The sequence below is a fragment of the Paenibacillus chitinolyticus NBRC 15660 genome, assembly GCF_000739915.1.
In the GTDB taxonomy this organism is placed as follows: domain Bacteria; phylum Bacillota; class Bacilli; order Paenibacillales; family NBRC-103111; genus Paenibacillus_F; species Paenibacillus_F chitinolyticus.
Genome location: NZ_BBJT01000001.1, coordinates 98726 through 114290, shown reverse-complemented (window position 1 = coordinate 114290; position 15565 = coordinate 98726). Strand labels below are relative to the sequence as shown.

Genomic DNA, 15565 nt, shown 5'->3' with positions numbered 1-15565 from the left:
GCGCTGCAGCTTGCAGCGCCCTACTTGCACGGTGGCCTCCGGTCAGGTTCGTTGTCCCGGCTGGAAAAGGATCCGCACGGTCGTGCCGGTACCCGCCTCCGATTCCAGCTCCACGGCGTGTCCGAGTTTCCCGGCGATCTCTTTGACCAGGTACAGGCCCATTCCCGTCGACTCGTGGTACTGCCTGCCTCTCTGGCCCGTGTAATACGGGTTGAACACCCGTTTCAGGTCTTCGCGGGCAATCCCGATCCCCTGGTCCGTAATTTCGAGCACGGTGGCGTTTCCCTGCCTAAAAGCGGCAATGAAGACGCTGTCCCCTTTTCCGGCGGAATAGTTAACGGCATTGGTCAAAATCTGACCGAGCATAAAAAGCAGCCATTTCCGGTCGGTGTACACTTCCAGGCTCTCGCCGATGTGAAGCTTCGCGGCAATCCCTTTGCGGATGAAGAGCCGCCGGTTTTCCGCCACCGACTCGCCCACTACCCGCAGAAGGTTCGTCGTTTCCACGCGAAAATCTTCGCTGAACCGGTCGAGCCGCGAGGTGTAAAGCACCATCTCCAGCCCTTTCCGGATGCGATCGAGTTCTTCCTGAAGACTCCGCATCTGCTCGTCTTCCAGCTCCCGGATCGTGAGCTGCATGACCGACAGCGGGGTCTTCATTTGATGGACCCAGCGGTTCATAAACTCGATGTGCCGGTCCATTTTGCTCTGATACGCATGCAGCTGCTGCTCGTACGTCCGCTCTTTCGAGCGAAGCACTTCCCGGAACGCCTCCGCGAGCGCTGAATCCCCCGGAATCTCAAAACTGTCGTCCGCGGCGGACGAAGGATTGTCCAGACTGTTGTAGAGCGCACTTTGCTGCCAGTACCGGAAAAGGAGATACAACAGAAGCACGGCGAAGCTGATCGCCATCCCGTAAAGCACGATCCCGGGCGGACGGCCTTCCCCGCTCAGCCAGTAGAGGGCGGGCACCAGCAGCATCTGGGCCATATAAAACAGCAGCAGCGGCCTGTGGTCTTTCCAGAACAGGCTCATACTTGTCCGGGAGGCGCTGCGCCGAAGCGGTACCCGGCCCCTCTTACGGTATCCACGGCCTGCGGGCAGCCCAGTTCCTTGAGCTTTTTGCGGACCCGGGTGATATATACGTTCAGCGTGTTGTCGTCTATAAAATGCTGATCTTCCCACATCAGGTCGAGCAGCCGTTCCCGGCCGACGACGCGTCCCTGCTTCTCCATCAGCGCCTCCAGCAGCACCGATTCCTTCTGCGTCAGTTCGGCGGATCGTCCGTCCACGCTGACGACATATCGCTCCGGATACAGCACGAGTGAACCGCACTGCACGGTTCTTTCCTCCTGTGTCTGAGCATACGAGCCGTAAGCTCTCCGCAGGTGACTGCGGATTTTGGCCAGAACGATTTCCATATCGTAAGGTTTCGTTATATAATCATCCGCCCCATTCTCCAGCGCCATCACCTGGTCCATCTGGCTGTCCCGCGCGGAAATAAACAGAATCGGACAAACGGAATGGGCACGGATCTGGCGGCACCAATAAAATCCGTCATAGCTCGGCAGATTGACGTCCAGCAGGATCAGATGGGCCCCGGACGCCAAAAACGCGTCCAGAACGCGGCCGAAATCTTCCGCTTCGTCCACCTCGTATCCGTACTTGACGAGATACGAACGCAGAAGGCCGGCGATTTTCGGGTCATCTTCCACGATGAAAATTTTATACATGACAGCTTCACAACCTCTTCAGCAGTTAAATAGCGGACCAGCTTTTCTTTACCTTACCATGCCGCTAAAAGAGGTGCAAAGCGGGGAAACATCCATTGCGAATTATTGTGAGCCACGCAAAAAAACTGCCGATCCACGATGGTGATGGTATCAGCAGCCTTTGGAGTGCCTGAGCGTTAACTTCCCGTTCCCTGATAACGGTTCACACCGGCAAACCACAACTTAATCACGACCGAGAGAAAGATGGGTCCGAGTAGTGGGGTCAGGTAAACTAGAACTCCTTCCTGCTTCCCGAGCAAGAACAAGGAAGGATAATAATTTATAAAAGCCAGCGGAATGATCCAGGTCAAACAGATTTGAATAAATGGCGCATAGATCGACATAGGATAGGAGATGAATTCTTTCATTTTAAAATACAAACTGAACAAATATTGTGACTTCGTGAACAAAAAGCCCCAGCAGCTGACTAATATCAGTGCTCCCGCCTGAATCATGGCCCCGCCGATTAAGATACAGATCAGGTACAAGATTTTAAGAAACGTCCACTGCACGGGAAGCGCGGTTACGGACCATAATAGAATGGACAACGAAATCGTAATATGCGCGATATATCCGAAATTGAACATGCTCGCAATCAAATACATCAATGTATTCAATGGTTTGGTCAAATATTTGTCAAAGTCCCCTGTTCGGATCAGTTCTTCCATATTAGCCGTCGGAGTGTAGGTGAACGATGCGCCGATCGCATAGCTCAATATATTAAGGCTAACTAAAAACGCAAGTTCCGGCCAAGTCCACCCGTCTATCGTTGAAAAAGACTGTATCAACAGCCATAAAATCACGTAATCAGCGGCGTAGCCTAATATTTGGCCGAACACGCCGAGAAAGAAATCGGCTCGGTATTCCATGCGGCTTTTAAATATAATCCGAAGAAAGTGAAAAAACAAACGAACGGTCAACAGACTTCCCTCTCTTCTCTATCCACCTTGTACCTCAAGTCGATTTATAGCCTTCTTCCATAAGAAGCTCACGGCCAGTAACAGAAGAAGCGCCCACAACGCGCCTTTGCCCAGCGCCAAGTATGGTTCCGCTACTTTTCCCATATAGATGGCACTCGGAATAAAACCCAGATATTGAAACGGGAGGGCTTCCGCTATTTTGGCCCAGGCCGGCGTAAAAAACCATATCGGTAAAAATGAGCCGGAGAATATGAGCATGAGGGCGCGAAATGTCCATTCCAAAGCAAATGTCGTCAGAAACCAAAATGAGATCAGCGCCATTAAATATCCGAACAGGAATGAAATCAAAAGCGCAAGGAGAACACTGAATATGAAAGGAATAAGCTTGTCTAGTTCCGGCGGCTGGAAACCAAAGAGTAAAAAAGCTAAAGCGACGGACGGAATTGTTGTAAATAGCGTTTGAAACGCCGTGATGCCCAGCTGATAAAAAAACAAGTAGAACGGAAAAACGACCGGCTTCTGCAAATCCATACAGATATCGCCTGATTTCAACTTACTGTCAACCGACCGGAATACATGGGTCATCAGCAAGTTAGCCACCGCCGTAGTTACGATCGAATAGGCGATCATGTCCTCCAATGTGAATCCGTAGTGGGCGGCATGGCGAATAAGCGAAGACCATATGGATACCTGTATGTAGACGATTACAACATTACCTAAGATCCGCAGCCAAACCTCTGAACGGTAGCTTAAGCAGAGAAAAAAAGATTTCTGCATGTACGAAAAGTATTTTTTCATTGGCCATCTCACTTTTGATCTTTTTGACTGTAGTTTACAAAAGCGGCGCGCATGACTTCATCAATGCCGACATCCTCGATAGAAATATCCTTTATGTCGTTCACACAGGAAAGATTGTTGAGCACGGTCGTGATTGAAACGGGCTCACCGTTATCGGAAGGAATCAGCTCGAAATGCTTGCGAATCCCCTCATCCTTAAATAGGGTTGCATGTGGCAGTGTGATGGTGCCGGGATCGGCGTTGAATTCGAGAATGATTTTTTTGCTGCATTGTCCGAGGTGAAGCTTCTTGAGCTCTGCGGCTGTGCCGTCAAACACACAGCTTCCCTGATTGACGATAAGAATGCGGTTGCAAATCTCCTCAATGTCTTTTAGATCGTGTGTCGTCAAAAGAATCGTCACGTTCATTTCCACATTCACTTTGCGAAGAAACTGCCTGATGTTGTGCTTGGTCATCACATCCAGACCGATCGTCGGCTCGTCCAGAAACAAAATTTCAGGGGAATGCAGCAGCGCCAGTGCGATCTCCGCTTTCATCCGTTGTCCGAGACTGAGCTGGCGGACAGGTTTATGGAGAAATTCGGCCATATCAAACATGGAGGTGAATTGTTCAAGCCTATTTAAATAGTCCCTATCTGAAATTCCGTAAATATGTTTGTGAAGCTCAAAGGAATCTACAACCGGAAGATCCCACCACAATTGGCTTCTTTGTCCGAATACAACTCCGATTTTTTTCGAAATCTCCCTGCGGTGCTTATGCGGATTCAGTCCGAAAACCAGCAGGTTCCCCTCGGAAGGGACAAGAATACCGGTCATCATTTTGATCATCGTTGATTTACCGGCTCCGTTAGGTCCGAGATAACCGATCGACTCGCCTTTGGCGACTGTAAAGGTGATGTCATTGACAGCTTTGGTGCGTTCGTACTCTTTGGAAAATAGTGTCTTTAAAGCCCCGAACCGTCCGTGAAACCGTTTGTTCGTTTTGTATTCTTTTACAATGCGATCAACCTGGATGATGTTCATAGTCATCTCCGTTTGTACAATTATTTACAAATTATTATCATAGTTTTACACAGATTATAATTTGTTGTATATCTTTCTCATACATGATAAAACAACTATTTCTTGTAGAATTCAATGAATAAGAAGTATTTTAATATGTTTTAATGCAAAAAAAGCCGCCGGTTTCCCGGCAGCCTTCGCGTGTCTGCAAACTCTCGCTTCGTCAGAACGGCTTCATTCCCAGCGTATCCAGCTTCTCCCCGGATATATCGACGCCCATCCGGCTCGTAATATCCCGGTAATGGGCTGCACGGCGGGTTTCAGGCTGGTTTGCTTCCAGCCCGTTAAGCACCATCGTCGTAATGCCGAAACCGGCAGGCTTAAGCCCTTTCTCGGCCAGCTCTTTCGACGGTTTCCACCTGCCGATCATGACATCGTGCGCGGACGGCTTCGGCGCCTGAGGCGTCATCCAGAACAGAATCGCCGTCATGAAACCGATTTTGCCTTCGGCCGCCACGATCTCCGGATTTTTAAGCAAAATGTTCTTGTCTCCGTAAATGATCGAGCTGAACAGACCGTAGTTGAAGTTCCAGCTGAGCATGATCGGCCCGCGCCCGTAATAACGCTTTTCCCCGAAGCCCGGGTACAGTTTGGAACTGTCGGGATCGACGAAATTGGACATATTCTGTCCCGTTCGGCCAGCGATATTTTCATTCCAGAACAGTCCCCAGCGCAGCGGTCCGCCCGGAGCGGCATCCCATCCGCCGCCTGTCTCGTGGGAGAGATGGGCCAGTAGAGCGGCAAGCTCCCGCTTGCGGTTTTTCTTCGTGCCTTCTTTCAGGAAAGTGCCGTAATCCACGATTTCGGTTTCGATGATTTTGCCCCGGTTGGCTTCCGAATTGAAGTCGGCCGAACGGGAGACTAACGTTTCCGTCTTCCCTTCTTTGTCCAGCCGGAAAACCTCCTGCGAATTTTTGGACCCCTTCCGCGTACCGACCTTGTACTTGATGTTCGCCGCCTCGGTTACGGCTTGAATGAGGTTGTCGTAAGAGAAATAATCGGTCTGATTTTCCTTGTAGTACTCCTTCCCTTTGGCGGCTTCATGCCACTGGGCCGAGCCGAGCCGATACGGAAACAGTTCCTCGTAGTCCTTTCGCGGCAGTGCCGCTTTGACAGCCTCTACGGCCTTATCCGGCCCGTATTCCGGCTCGATGCCGTCCCATTCTTTACGGATTTCCTTGGAGTTGAGAACACGGCTTTCACCGACCTCCAGCTGGCTTCCCTGAGTTAGACGCTTATGCTTACCACCCTTTCTGTAAGCGTTATCATTTTCATCTTTATGAGAGGAATAAGAAGTTCCCGCCTCAACGGCATACGACGTTTCTGATGCTGCAAGCGCTTGCAAAGGTGACAACAAAATGGCGCTTCCCAAAGCAAGACAGAGGGCCCGGTACATAAACTTGGTAGAGAGCGGATATTTCCACTGAGACATAATCATTCTCCTTTAACTATAAATATTTGTTTGCATTACTAATCTATAGGAAAATGGATATTTATGTATATAGTCTTATAATCCTATCGAAATTAGGACCATTTAACTAAGTAACGCGTTGCATAAGCAGTCAATTACCGGGATAAAAGGAGCGGTATTGGCCGAAAAAAGGCTGTATTCGTATAAAAGCAGACAGCAGCCGTTGACGAACGCAAAAAAACGGCAGCGGGTGCGGCCGTTTTTCGTGTCGATCTACGGTTAGATGCGGTTGTCTCGGCGGTACTGTTCGGGCGTTTTGCCCTCGTCCTTCAAAAACGACCGGTAAAACTGGCTTGCGCTTGAGAAACCCAGTCCCGCACTAATCGCCGTGACGGTTTCGGATGTGCGGATCAAAAGCCGCCGGGCTTCCTGCATCCTCAACTTGAGAATGGTCTGGTGGGGAGTCAATCCCGTCGCCGCTTTAAAGGACCGGATAAAATGATACCGGCTTTGCAGGGCAATGGCCGATAGCGTCTCCACGGGGATCGCGGATTTGTAATGCGCCCGGATGTAGTCCCAGGCGTCCCGCAAATGGGGGTCCGCTATGGTACGGATGAGATACGTGTCCGCAGCGTGTCCGGGCGCCGGAGGCATCCCCGCTTCGAGCATCCGGCTCACCTCGTGCACGACACGGCTTTCGGCGGCCCGGAGGCTCTCGTCGTTCCGGGAATTAATCACCTCCGACGTCCAGACTCCGAATTTTTCAGCCGCTTCGGCCGGATTTACGTCGAACCGGTTTCCGCGGTTTTCCGGCACCGGCAAGAGACTCCCGTGCAGCTTGACAATCAGCACGCTCTCCCCCGGCCCCGTCCTGAAATGATGCTCCTCCTCGGGACGCTGGATCAGCGCTTCCCCTTCCGCCAGGCGGTACGTCATGCCGGACTGCGTAAACTCGCAGGCTCCGCGGACAGGGATCGTCATCTGGAACCAGTCGGGATGGCGGTGCGGTTCGTTCACGTACGATTCCTCGTATTTGTACAATTCGAGACGACCGGTGGTCATTTCCAGCTTCATGGGCCTGCACCTCCTCCGCAATAGCGAAAATTGCTTTTTTTAAGACATGGATCCGGCACAATCGGTATCGACAGCGGCCGCATCTCTCTTTATGATAAATAAAAAGCTTACGGGGCATCCCCGCAATTTTACGAAAATGGAGACGGATAGATATGGATACTGCAATCATCGAGCTTAAAGACGTTACCTGGAAAACAGGCAGCAAGGAACTGCTGAAGAGTGTCAGCTGGACGGTTCGGCCCCAAGAGCACTGGGCGCTTCTCGGGCTGAACGGGTCCGGCAAAACGACGCTGCTCAATCTCATTAACGGCTATATCTGGCCGACCCGCGGCAGCGTTACCGTGCTCGGGCACCGGTTCGGCGAAATCGATCTGAGGGAGCTGCGGCAGTCGATCGGCTGGGTAAGCTCTTCCCTGCAGGACAAGCTGTACGGGGCGGATAAAGCTCAAAGCGTCGTCATCAGCGGCAAGTACGCCACAATCGGCTTGTACGAACGTCTTACGGACGAAGATTTAAACAGAGCCGAAGTCCTTATGCGCACGATGGGCTGCCTGCATCTGTGGGACCGCGAGTTCCGGACCTGCTCCCAGGGAGAGAAGCAGAAAGTTCTCATCGCCAGAGCGCTGATGGCCGATCCGAAGCTGCTCATTCTGGATGAGCCGTGCAACGGGCTCGATCTGTTCTCGCGCGAGAAGCTGCTGGAGAGCATCCGCGAACTGACGCGGCAGGAAGAGACGCCGACCCTGATCTACGTGACCCACCACACCGAAGAAATTCTCCCGGTGTTTGGACACACGCTGCTGCTCAGGAAAGGCGAAGTCGTGCGCCAGGGCGCGACCGGCGAACTGATGAACACGGCGACGTTGAGCGAGTTTTTCGAAGCGCCGGTCCGGGTGGACAATCACGACGAGCGTTTTTACGTACGCGTGCCGTGAATTTGACCGCCCTGCCCGCAAATCAATCGGCCGCGGTTTCTCACTCTCGTTGACAAACGTCGTGCGGCACCTTGCGCTCGTCTCAGAGAAGCAGTCTCGCGCGCATGCGGGCGAACAGAGCCGGATGCCGGAGAGCATCCGCCATCGTGCGGTGAAGGACGCGGGTTAGCCGCGTCCTTCGTCCGTTCCGCGCGTGTACTGGCGTGTTCCCTCGTCCCGGACAACGACGCCGAGCCTCGCGATTTCGCGCCGCAGATCCGCCGCTTCTTCCTTCTCCTTCTTTTGCAGCGCCTGTTCGCGCGCTTTCAGGAGCGCATTGACGGGCGGGCTGACGCCGGGCATATCGGGCACCCACCTCGCGTACCGCTCTTTGTACGGGTCTCCTTCTCCCGACCAGGTATAGCCGAAGGGCTGCAAAGCGGCGGGCAGGCTCTCCGCGGGAGCTTCGTACGTTTCCCGGGCCAATTCCCGGCCGCCGTCTCCCAGAATCACCATTTGCTTGCCGTCCATAAATACGATCCGGACCGCCTCTTTGGGAATCGACTGCACACGGCCGTTTTTTTTCAACTGAATTTCTTGCTCCGAGAGGGTAACGAACACGATTTCCTTAAACGCCTCTCCCGTAAACCACAACCCCGCAGCCGCACCCACCAAAGCTGTAACAAGACTGACCCAGGGCCCGTGAAAAGAAGTAATAGCTTCAATGGGGCCCTGATAAGGAATCCAGGGAAGTTTAAGCGCCAGTCTGGCGAGGCTTGGGATAAAGTAGCCCAGAACACCTCCCAGAAGGACCGGACCGGCAAGCAGAATAATCCTCGACGCGTTGTCGAGACCGACCGTTACCTGCTGCGGTTGTGTATGGAAGCTTGTCATAAGACATCACCTGCTTTGCTTAAAATAAACACGAGCGGTACAATTGTTCATACAGCCGCGAGTTTTCAGGGACGGATCAAAACGCCCGCGACAGCTTCCGCCCATACTTCTCTCACATCCGGGTTAAAGCCCATCAGCATGAAGTTGCTTAAATTGTCGATGACGAGGGCAAGCACGTAAGCCTTCGCCGAAATTTTGTCCAGAGCGACGACGCCGAGTTCCACGCCTTTTTCCATTAAGGCCGTGAAGCCCAGCAGAAAGTCTTCCTCGATGTCGTACAGCCGCTGCCGATAGACGTCCTGACGGCTTACAGCCAGCAGGAATTCGTTCAAAACCCGCATGACGCTGTATTCTTCTTCTTCCTGCGGAAGCATTTTCAACCCGTTCTCGACAAGCAGCGTCTGAAAATTTTCCTTAGTAAATTCGTCGAGCTTGAAGTAATGGGAAAAAGTATAGTCCCGGAACGTTTCCTCGAAAATAAACGCGATCAGCGCCTCTTTCGAAGAAAAATGATAATAGATGGCGGGCTTTGTAATCCCGACTTCGGCCGCAATCATGGCGAGACTTGTTTTATCAATGCCGTGTTCCGCAAACAGTTTGAAGGCGGCTTCGAGAATTTGCTGGTGGGTCTGATTGTTGGACATGGATTTTCCCCCTCATCGCTAGCCTGTTCCTTTTGTTTTTTACTTACCGATAGGTAAAATTATAACACAACACTTTCCACACTGAAACCCTCTTTTTGTCATGCGGCATCCTATGCAAAAAAACCGCCGGATGACCGGCGGCTTTTCCTGTTCTAATCGAGGAAGCTTTCCTTTAACGCAGCAGATCCGACAGTTCGCGGAGATAGCCTACCGCTGTTTGTTCGCGTTCTTTAATGAGTTCCAACAGGGAAATCGCTTTGGCGGAAGCATCCGGTTCGTTAGGATCGCCGCCCTGCGGAAACGGGAACAGATCTTTGAGAACGGAGAAATGCTCCAGCGCTTCCTTGTATTCCTGAGCCGCTTTGTGCGCGAGGACAGGAACATCCGCAAAACACGCTGCAGTTTCTCCGGCTAGAGGCCACTGCTCCGCCGCTTCGTTCAGAAACCGGACGGCATGAGTCCGCGCGTCTCTTACGACCGCAATGTTGTAGGCATTTCCATTGGGTTCGATTTTTCCTCCCCGGAAAGCTGCGATCCAGGCATCATACGCCGCCAGGCCTTTTACCGAGCCGGTACAGTCGTCCGGTTCTCTGCCGTCGTAATGGTCTACGATCATGTTCATCGCCCGGCCAAGCCGCTGCTTGAAGGTCGTACCGGCGGAATCGGCGAGTGCCAGCACAAAAATCTCCTCTTTCACACTGCGCCCCAAATTGTCGTATTCCAGCGTATCCTTCTTACCGCATTCATACGCATGAAGTAAATGCCGCTCGTCGTCGTATCCGTAGATAAGCCCGAATTCGGGCAGGAACAAGTCCCAGGCCAGCACGGGTATTCCCCTGTCGAGGGAACGGTGGATCAAGTCGAGAGCTTCGGGCAGCGCCTGGTTGATGCCGCGTTTGGCCATCGCTTCTTTGCCCAAAAGTGACGGGTCAAGAAGATTCGCATTCGTTCCGAGCGTTCCGCTCATCCCGTCCACATAAGACGATTGATAGCCGATGTTCTCCAATCCCTTGGAAAGGACACCCGCAAAGCTGTAGGCGGTCGGGCCCGCAATATGAACGCTGGACGGCACGATGTTAAGCCGGAACGCATGCCCGGTAAGTCCCATAACCATCGGATGGGACAGCGTCTCGCCCGCAGCTTTCAGCATCGCGTACAGGGCATCCGCCGCCGTGGTCCAGCTCTGCACCTCCGTGAAACTTTCATGATCCGGAACAATAACCGTTTTCATATCTCCCCAATCCTTTCTCGTTTCCATATAGGAGCCAACCGTTATGCGGGTTCTTTCCTGCATCACTTTTTTCCGGGAACGGCTAATAATCTGGTACACATTCGCGGAGGAGAGTTCGAACAGACCGGCGATTTCCTGCGGAGAGAGCTGGTCAAAGAAATGCGACTCGAAAATACGCCGTTCCCGCGGTTTTAAGCAGCCGACGATTCCGGTCAGGATCTCCAGCGTCTCCTTCTGCATATACGCCTCTTCCGGGGTGAGCTGCGAATCCGCTTTACCTGCGGCCGTTCGGCCCAGCCGGTCCAGAATGCGGTCCAGGTCCCCCCATTCCTGCGATTCTTCGCCCGCATCCTTCCACATTGGGGCAAGCTGTGAGAAAGCGCGTTCCCGGGCCGACGTTTTTTTCAGCCGGGTGAACGCCTGATTGCGCACAATCCGGTGTACCCAGGGCAGGAACTTATCGGCCTCGACCAGAGTGCCCAGGTGCAGAAAAGCTTTCACCAGCGCATCCTGGACAATGTCCTCCGCCAGAAAAGATTCCCGGGTAATCGCCCGCGCATACCCGTACATGCGGGACCTGTGCCGCCGGACCAGTTCCCCGAACGCCTCCCGCTCCCCTTCCTGTGCCTGCTGCACCAGACTGTTGTCATCCATCTGTTCCCAGTTTTTTAAATCCGTCGTGTAGTGATTCAAGATAAGCACCTCGCAAAAAAGTTGACCTGTCATACAGACTCGGGGAAGGCGCTTTTTCTGACAAAAATGACGGAAGACCCGATTTTTTTATCCGGACAGAACCTCGTCAATCGATGGACAAGACCGATCTGGCTTCTTCTTCCTCTAAAAAAAGCAGCCCGGAACCTGAGTTCCCGGCTGCCTTTCTGGTAAGCACAGCTTAAAACTTCCGGTTCGTAAGACGGATAACCTCGGCAAGATCCGCGGGCTGCCCCGTCTGTTCCTGATAAAAACCGTTCCGGACGACACGGTCCACGAAAAGAATGCCGTTCAGGTGGTCCATCTCGTGCTGGATACAGCGCGCCAGGTAGCCTTCCCCTTCCAGCTCAATCGTGTTCCCGCTCCGGTCGAGCGTCGTGATCTTGACATATTCCGCTCTCTTCACGATTCCCGCATAGCCCGGATAAGACAAACACGCCTCAGGGCCGGTCTGTTCTCCGCTCATGTCCACGATCTCGGGGTTAATCAGCTCGATAAGGCCCTCCCCGCAGTCCATGACAATGACACGGCGCAGGATGCCCACCTGAGGAGCGGCCAATCCCGCCCTTCCTTCCTCGGCGTACAGCGTATCCGTCATATCATCCAGCAATTTGAGCACTCTCGCGTTAACTTCCGTAACGGGCTTCGCTTCTTTCCTTAGCATCGGATCTCCGAAAGGAAGGATCGTTTTCACGGCCATTGACTTCATCTCCTTCTGAATACTGCCGGCTTATGCGCCTTTTCTGCCGGACGGCTTATGAACCCACAAATCTCCCGGCGTGCAATCGAGCGCGGTACACAAGGCGTCAAGCGTGTCCGCTTTCATCTGTTTGGGCGATTCATTCAGAAGAGCAGAGATTGAAGGAGCCGACAAGTCGTAACCGGCCTTTTCTTTCAGAAGGCGCGCAAGCGCCGCACCGGTCCACAGCCCTCTTTCCGCCATGATTTTCCTTAACATCCAGATCAGCAGAACACTCACCCCTAGCACATATTAGGCGTCGCCTTAATTATTTAGGTATTACCTAATATATCATATGCAGGTTTTGCTGAGAAGATGACGTTTTCCCTCCCGGCTTTAAACTTCTACCGATCCAAAACCCGATTTCCGAACCAACCGAGCTGAGTAATCCTGTATAATGAAGTGCAAAAGGAGAAAGTATGGAATGAGAATCTATGACGTTTTTCACCTTTGTATAAAAGGAGTCCGCCATGAACATAACCGAGCATTTTCTGCGCTTCTATCCGCTGCTGGCCGGATCGGAAAAGTCCGAAGACGGGTCGTTTCCCGTTACCATCGAGCGGCTGGCAGACCTGCTGTGCTGTTCTTCCCGCAATGTGAAATTCATCCTCAGAAAGCTGGAGGACGAGCAGTACATACGCTGGCAGCCCGGGAGGGGACGCGGCAACTCTTCCCGCCTGACGCTGCTGAAAGAACCGGAAGACGCTGTATTTCCCCTATTCCGTGAGCTGATGAACAAAGGCAAGCTGAAAGAAGCGATCGACCTACTGTCGATGGACGCGTTGCCTGTTTCTCTGAAACACCGGCTGAGAACGATGCTGGATTCGCACCTCGGCTTTCAGGTCGAGGAAAGCGGCGGAGTTCTTCTCGATGTGCTCAGGGTTACGCATAACAAGCGGTTGGAGACCCACGATCCCGCTTATATTTTCACCACGTTCGAGTCCTATCTGATCAGCCAAGTATGCAGCCGACTGATCGCGTACGAACCCGCCGAAGGCCGGTTCGTTCCCGGCCTGGCCCATGCCTGGCAGAGCAGCGACGACTGCACACGCTGGACCTTTTTCCTGCGCAAGGGAGTCCGCTTTCATCACGGCCGCAGCCTGACGGTTCAGGACGTGCTGTTCACCGTGCGGAGGCTGAAACGGCTGCCCCATTCGGCATGGCTGTGCGAAGATATCGGCGAAATCGAAACGGACGGCGAGTATACGCTGACCTTTAAGCTGTGCCGCAGCAGCCTTTTTTTTCCCCATATCCTGAGCTCCGTTCAGTTTTCGATTCTACCCGCCGATCTCGATCCCGCCTCTCATAGGCTGACGGGGACGGGACCGTTCCGGATTGCCGAACAAACTGAACGGCTGCTTGTGCTGAATGCTTTCGACGCTTACTACGGGCACCGTCCTCTTCTGGACCGTGTGGAGCTGCTGCTGCTGCCGGAAGATACGTCCAACGAGCGGCGCTATCAGATCAGCGGGAACGAGAAAGACTCCGTCACCGCCATCGGCACGGAATCCGGGCAGACTGAGCTCAAGGTCAATTTAATCAATCCGGTAGCCGGGTCCCGCTACCTGCTGTTCAATTTCCGCAAGCCCGGCATCCATCATAACGCCGATTTCCGCAAAGCGATGAGGATCATTTTCGACCGGGTCGCGATGGTGGCGGAACTGAAGGGCAACCGGATCGCTCCGGCGGACAGTTTCCTCCAAAGCGAGAGCGAGGGAGCCTCCTTCGAGGCTGCGCCACTCCAAGAAGCCGTCCGGTTGCTTCGGAAGTCCGGCTACCGGGGCGAGCCACTCAAGCTCTTTTTTATGAGCAAAAAAGAGGAAGAGGAAGAAGCCCGCTGGCTCCTGGGCCGCTGCGCGCGGGCCGGGCTCCCGCTCATCCTGCAGCCGATGAAACATTTCGAGCGCAGCCGGGTAGCCGCCGAAGCGGACCTGCTTGCGGCGGAAGAAGTGCTGGAAGACGACCTGGAGTGGGGCTTGATCAGCTACTACAAGAACCGTTCCAACTACCTCCATCACTTGCTCACCGAGGAGCAGCTCGGCCTGCTGGACCGAATCCTGGACGGTTTCGCCGGATTTCCCGAACCATCCAGGATGAAGCTGCTCCGGGAAGCCGAGCGAACCTTGAAAGACAACGACTGGCTGCTCTTCGGCTGCCATGTGATCAAAAAAGTCCATTTGCATGACTCTTTGCAAGGCAAGCAGATGGATTCGTTCGGGCTTATCGACATCTCAAGGGTGTGGATTCAATCTCCTTCCTCGCAGAAAGCTGTCTGGCCGGTATAAGGGCCAACATTGGAACAAAAAAAGAAACCCGCTGTATCGCCGGACAGGGGGTTTCTTTTTGAGGTGCAAAAGGTTGAAATGCCATTCCATTTGACATGCCAATTGGCACATCTTTTTCTATTCAAAAACAACGATTAGTTCAAATTTCGGCTTCCTTTTTAACTAGGCTCTGTTAACGCTCCGTATTGAATTAAGCAAACGGGCAGTTTAGTTATTGTTTAATCCGTTCTCAGGACTTTCTTCACTTTTACTTCATTCGAAAACAAGTTAGTGAAGGTAATGATATATTTATGGTAAGGAGGGTTATGCGGTCCTTCGAAGGTCGTTACTTTCAAGGTCGTTTCCCAATAATATTGACCTTGCTTCAAACGTTTAACCTCAACGACATCATCGACCATGAATTGACGCTCATCATTATATTGTCGAAGAACGATTCCAATCGGTTTGAATAAAGACCACACGAATGCGTCCCGAAGCACCTCACACGAAGATTGTGGTTGATTGTTTAGACGGTGAGCTGGTTCAGATGCACCTGTATGTATTGGCGCAGATACAAACAGAGAAGCGGCAAGTACGACATTTGCCAAATTTGCCAATAATGTTAGCCTCAAGATAATAACCTCCTTTTATAGAGGTATTCTTTCCTCAATCAAACAAGGATATAAATCCATGTGTCAACATGTCAGTTTCAGTGTCAAAAGATTTGTCAATTAAGTGCTTTGCACCTCAAAAAGAAACCCACTGTCTCACGGGACAGGGGGTTTTCGGCATTCGGGTGAGTCCCTGCGGGCTCATCTTTTTTTACGGCTGGGTGCCGTTCTTGTCCTCTTTGCCGCGTCCCCGGTCGGCCCGGGCATCGATTTCTTTAATCAGCCCGCACAATTTGTTCAGCGAGCTGTCCAGCTTATCCAGCTTTTCGCCCATCGTCTGCAGAACGTAACGGAGCAAAACGAAGCAGAGCGTAACCGGAAAGCCGACATTGGTCGCCAGGGAAACCAGATTCTCGATATTCGGATCCATCCTTTTCTCCCTCCTTTCGGTCTCATTTTATAGGTAAAAAACGTGTCTTTTTTACAACAAATAAGGTATAATAAAGAGAGAAAAACAAGAA

Annotated in this window: 16 protein-coding genes; 2 read left to right on the top strand and 14 right to left on the bottom strand. The window is 52.5% G+C overall.

Translation table 11 applies throughout. The annotated features are described in order from the left end of the window. Positions 1 to 42: 42 nt before the first annotated feature. From PCH01S_RS00485 to PCH01S_RS00455, 7 genes are all read right to left on the bottom strand, one after another. Positions 43 to 1035: a sensor histidine kinase gene (locus tag PCH01S_RS00485; RefSeq protein WP_042225789.1), complete on the bottom strand. Its 993-nt coding sequence runs from the start codon at positions 1033 to 1035 to the stop codon at positions 43 to 45. Next, entirely contained in the window at positions 1032 to 1733 is a 702-nt protein-coding gene (locus PCH01S_RS00480) for a response regulator transcription factor (RefSeq protein ID WP_042225788.1), read from the bottom strand. The genes PCH01S_RS00485 and PCH01S_RS00480 overlap by 4 nt, the downstream gene beginning before the upstream one ends. Before the next feature lie 176 nt (positions 1734 to 1909). Continuing rightward, positions 1910 to 2641, bottom strand: a complete 732-nt coding sequence (locus tag PCH01S_RS00475) for an ABC transporter permease (RefSeq protein ID WP_156972768.1) — start codon at positions 2639 to 2641, stop codon at positions 1910 to 1912. Between the two features lie 69 nt (positions 2642 to 2710). Beyond that, positions 2711 to 3490, bottom strand: coding sequence for an ABC transporter permease (locus PCH01S_RS00470; protein WP_042225784.1), 780 nt, complete (start codon positions 3488 to 3490; stop codon positions 2711 to 2713). A gap of 8 nt (positions 3491 to 3498) precedes the next feature. Further along, positions 3499 to 4512: an ABC transporter ATP-binding protein gene (locus tag PCH01S_RS00465; RefSeq protein ID WP_206735003.1), complete on the bottom strand. Its 1014-nt coding sequence runs from the start codon at positions 4510 to 4512 to the stop codon at positions 3499 to 3501. Between the two features lie 202 nt (positions 4513 to 4714). Next, positions 4715 to 5983 (bottom strand): chitinase, encoded by a 1269-nt coding sequence (locus tag PCH01S_RS00460; protein ID WP_042225780.1) that lies wholly within the window; start codon positions 5981 to 5983, stop codon positions 4715 to 4717. Positions 5984 to 6241: 258 nt separating this feature from the next. Further along, positions 6242 to 7036, bottom strand: a complete 795-nt coding sequence (locus tag PCH01S_RS00455) for an AraC family transcriptional regulator (protein ID WP_042225778.1) — start codon at positions 7034 to 7036, stop codon at positions 6242 to 6244. 152 nt (positions 7037 to 7188) lie between these two features. Here PCH01S_RS00455 and PCH01S_RS00450 point away from each other — a divergent pair, with 152 nt between their 5' ends. Further along, positions 7189 to 7971: an ABC transporter ATP-binding protein gene (locus PCH01S_RS00450; RefSeq protein WP_042225777.1), complete on the top strand. Its 783-nt coding sequence runs from the start codon at positions 7189 to 7191 to the stop codon at positions 7969 to 7971. Positions 7972 to 8136: 165 nt separating this feature from the next. Here PCH01S_RS00450 and PCH01S_RS00445 read toward each other — a convergent pair whose 3' ends face one another. The 5 genes from PCH01S_RS00445 to PCH01S_RS00425 form a co-directional block, all read right to left on the bottom strand. Then, a complete protein-coding gene (locus PCH01S_RS00445; protein ID WP_042225776.1) occupies positions 8137 to 8844 on the bottom strand; it encodes a YqeB family protein in 708 nt (235 codons plus the stop codon). 65 nt (positions 8845 to 8909) lie between these two features. Then, a complete protein-coding gene (locus tag PCH01S_RS00440) occupies positions 8910 to 9488 on the bottom strand; it encodes a TetR/AcrR family transcriptional regulator (protein WP_042225775.1) in 579 nt (192 codons plus the stop codon). A gap of 172 nt (positions 9489 to 9660) precedes the next feature. After that, positions 9661 to 11445: an RNA polymerase sigma factor gene (locus tag PCH01S_RS00435; protein WP_042225773.1), complete on the bottom strand. Its 1785-nt coding sequence runs from the start codon at positions 11443 to 11445 to the stop codon at positions 9661 to 9663. A gap of 166 nt (positions 11446 to 11611) precedes the next feature. Beyond that, entirely contained in the window at positions 11612 to 12130 is a 519-nt protein-coding gene (def, locus tag PCH01S_RS00430; RefSeq protein ID WP_042225771.1) for a peptide deformylase, read from the bottom strand. A 30-nt stretch (positions 12131 to 12160) separates the two neighbouring features. Beyond that, the gene (locus PCH01S_RS00425) at positions 12161 to 12400 is read right to left on the bottom strand and encodes a helix-turn-helix domain-containing protein (protein WP_042226250.1); all 240 of its coding nucleotides are present in this window, start codon (positions 12398 to 12400) and stop codon (positions 12161 to 12163) included. Between the two features lie 239 nt (positions 12401 to 12639). Between PCH01S_RS00425 and PCH01S_RS00420 the strand changes: the two genes are divergently transcribed. Further along, a complete protein-coding gene (locus PCH01S_RS00420; protein WP_042225769.1) occupies positions 12640 to 14454 on the top strand; it encodes an ABC transporter substrate-binding protein in 1815 nt (604 codons plus the stop codon). Between the two features lie 218 nt (positions 14455 to 14672). Here PCH01S_RS00420 and PCH01S_RS00415 read toward each other — a convergent pair whose 3' ends face one another. Together PCH01S_RS00415 and PCH01S_RS00410 are read right to left on the bottom strand one after the other, a co-directional pair. Further along, positions 14673 to 15065: a DUF3888 domain-containing protein gene (locus tag PCH01S_RS00415; RefSeq protein ID WP_042225767.1), complete on the bottom strand. Its 393-nt coding sequence runs from the start codon at positions 15063 to 15065 to the stop codon at positions 14673 to 14675. Between the two features lie 190 nt (positions 15066 to 15255). Continuing rightward, positions 15256 to 15474, bottom strand: a complete 219-nt coding sequence (locus tag PCH01S_RS00410; protein WP_042225766.1) for a hypothetical protein — start codon at positions 15472 to 15474, stop codon at positions 15256 to 15258. Positions 15475 to 15565: the final 91 nt, after the last annotated feature.

Excerpts from the sequence above, each read along its gene's own strand:
- PCH01S_RS00485 (WP_042225789.1), bottom strand. The coding sequence starts at position 1,035 with ATGAGCCTGTTCTGGAAAGACCACAGGCCGCTGCTGCTGTTTTATATG.
- PCH01S_RS00480 (WP_042225788.1), bottom strand. The coding sequence starts at position 1,733 with ATGTATAAAATTTTCATCGTGGAAGATGACCCGAAAATCGCCGGCCTT.
- PCH01S_RS00475 (WP_156972768.1), bottom strand. The coding sequence starts at position 2,641 with ATGGAATACCGAGCCGATTTCTTTCTCGGCGTGTTCGGCCAAATATTA.
- PCH01S_RS00470 (WP_042225784.1), bottom strand. The coding sequence starts at position 3,490 with ATGAAAAAATACTTTTCGTACATGCAGAAATCTTTTTTTCTCTGCTTA.
- PCH01S_RS00465 (WP_206735003.1), bottom strand. The coding sequence starts at position 4,512 with ATGAACATCATCCAGGTTGATCGCATTGTAAAAGAATACAAAACGAAC.
- PCH01S_RS00460 (WP_042225780.1), bottom strand. The coding sequence starts at position 5,983 with ATGTCTCAGTGGAAATATCCGCTCTCTACCAAGTTTATGTACCGGGCC.
- PCH01S_RS00455 (WP_042225778.1), bottom strand. The coding sequence starts at position 7,036 with ATGAAGCTGGAAATGACCACCGGTCGTCTCGAATTGTACAAATACGAG.
- PCH01S_RS00450 (WP_042225777.1), top strand. The coding sequence starts at position 7,189 with ATGGATACTGCAATCATCGAGCTTAAAGACGTTACCTGGAAAACAGGC.
- PCH01S_RS00445 (WP_042225776.1), bottom strand. The coding sequence starts at position 8,844 with ATGACAAGCTTCCATACACAACCGCAGCAGGTAACGGTCGGTCTCGAC.
- PCH01S_RS00440 (WP_042225775.1), bottom strand. The coding sequence starts at position 9,488 with ATGTCCAACAATCAGACCCACCAGCAAATTCTCGAAGCCGCCTTCAAA.
- PCH01S_RS00435 (WP_042225773.1), bottom strand. The coding sequence starts at position 11,445 with ATGACAGGTCAACTTTTTTGCGAGGTGCTTATCTTGAATCACTACACG.
- def (WP_042225771.1), bottom strand. The coding sequence starts at position 12,130 with ATGGCCGTGAAAACGATCCTTCCTTTCGGAGATCCGATGCTAAGGAAA.
- PCH01S_RS00420 (WP_042225769.1), top strand. The coding sequence starts at position 12,640 with ATGAACATAACCGAGCATTTTCTGCGCTTCTATCCGCTGCTGGCCGGA.
- PCH01S_RS00410 (WP_042225766.1), bottom strand. The coding sequence starts at position 15,474 with ATGGATCCGAATATCGAGAATCTGGTTTCCCTGGCGACCAATGTCGGC.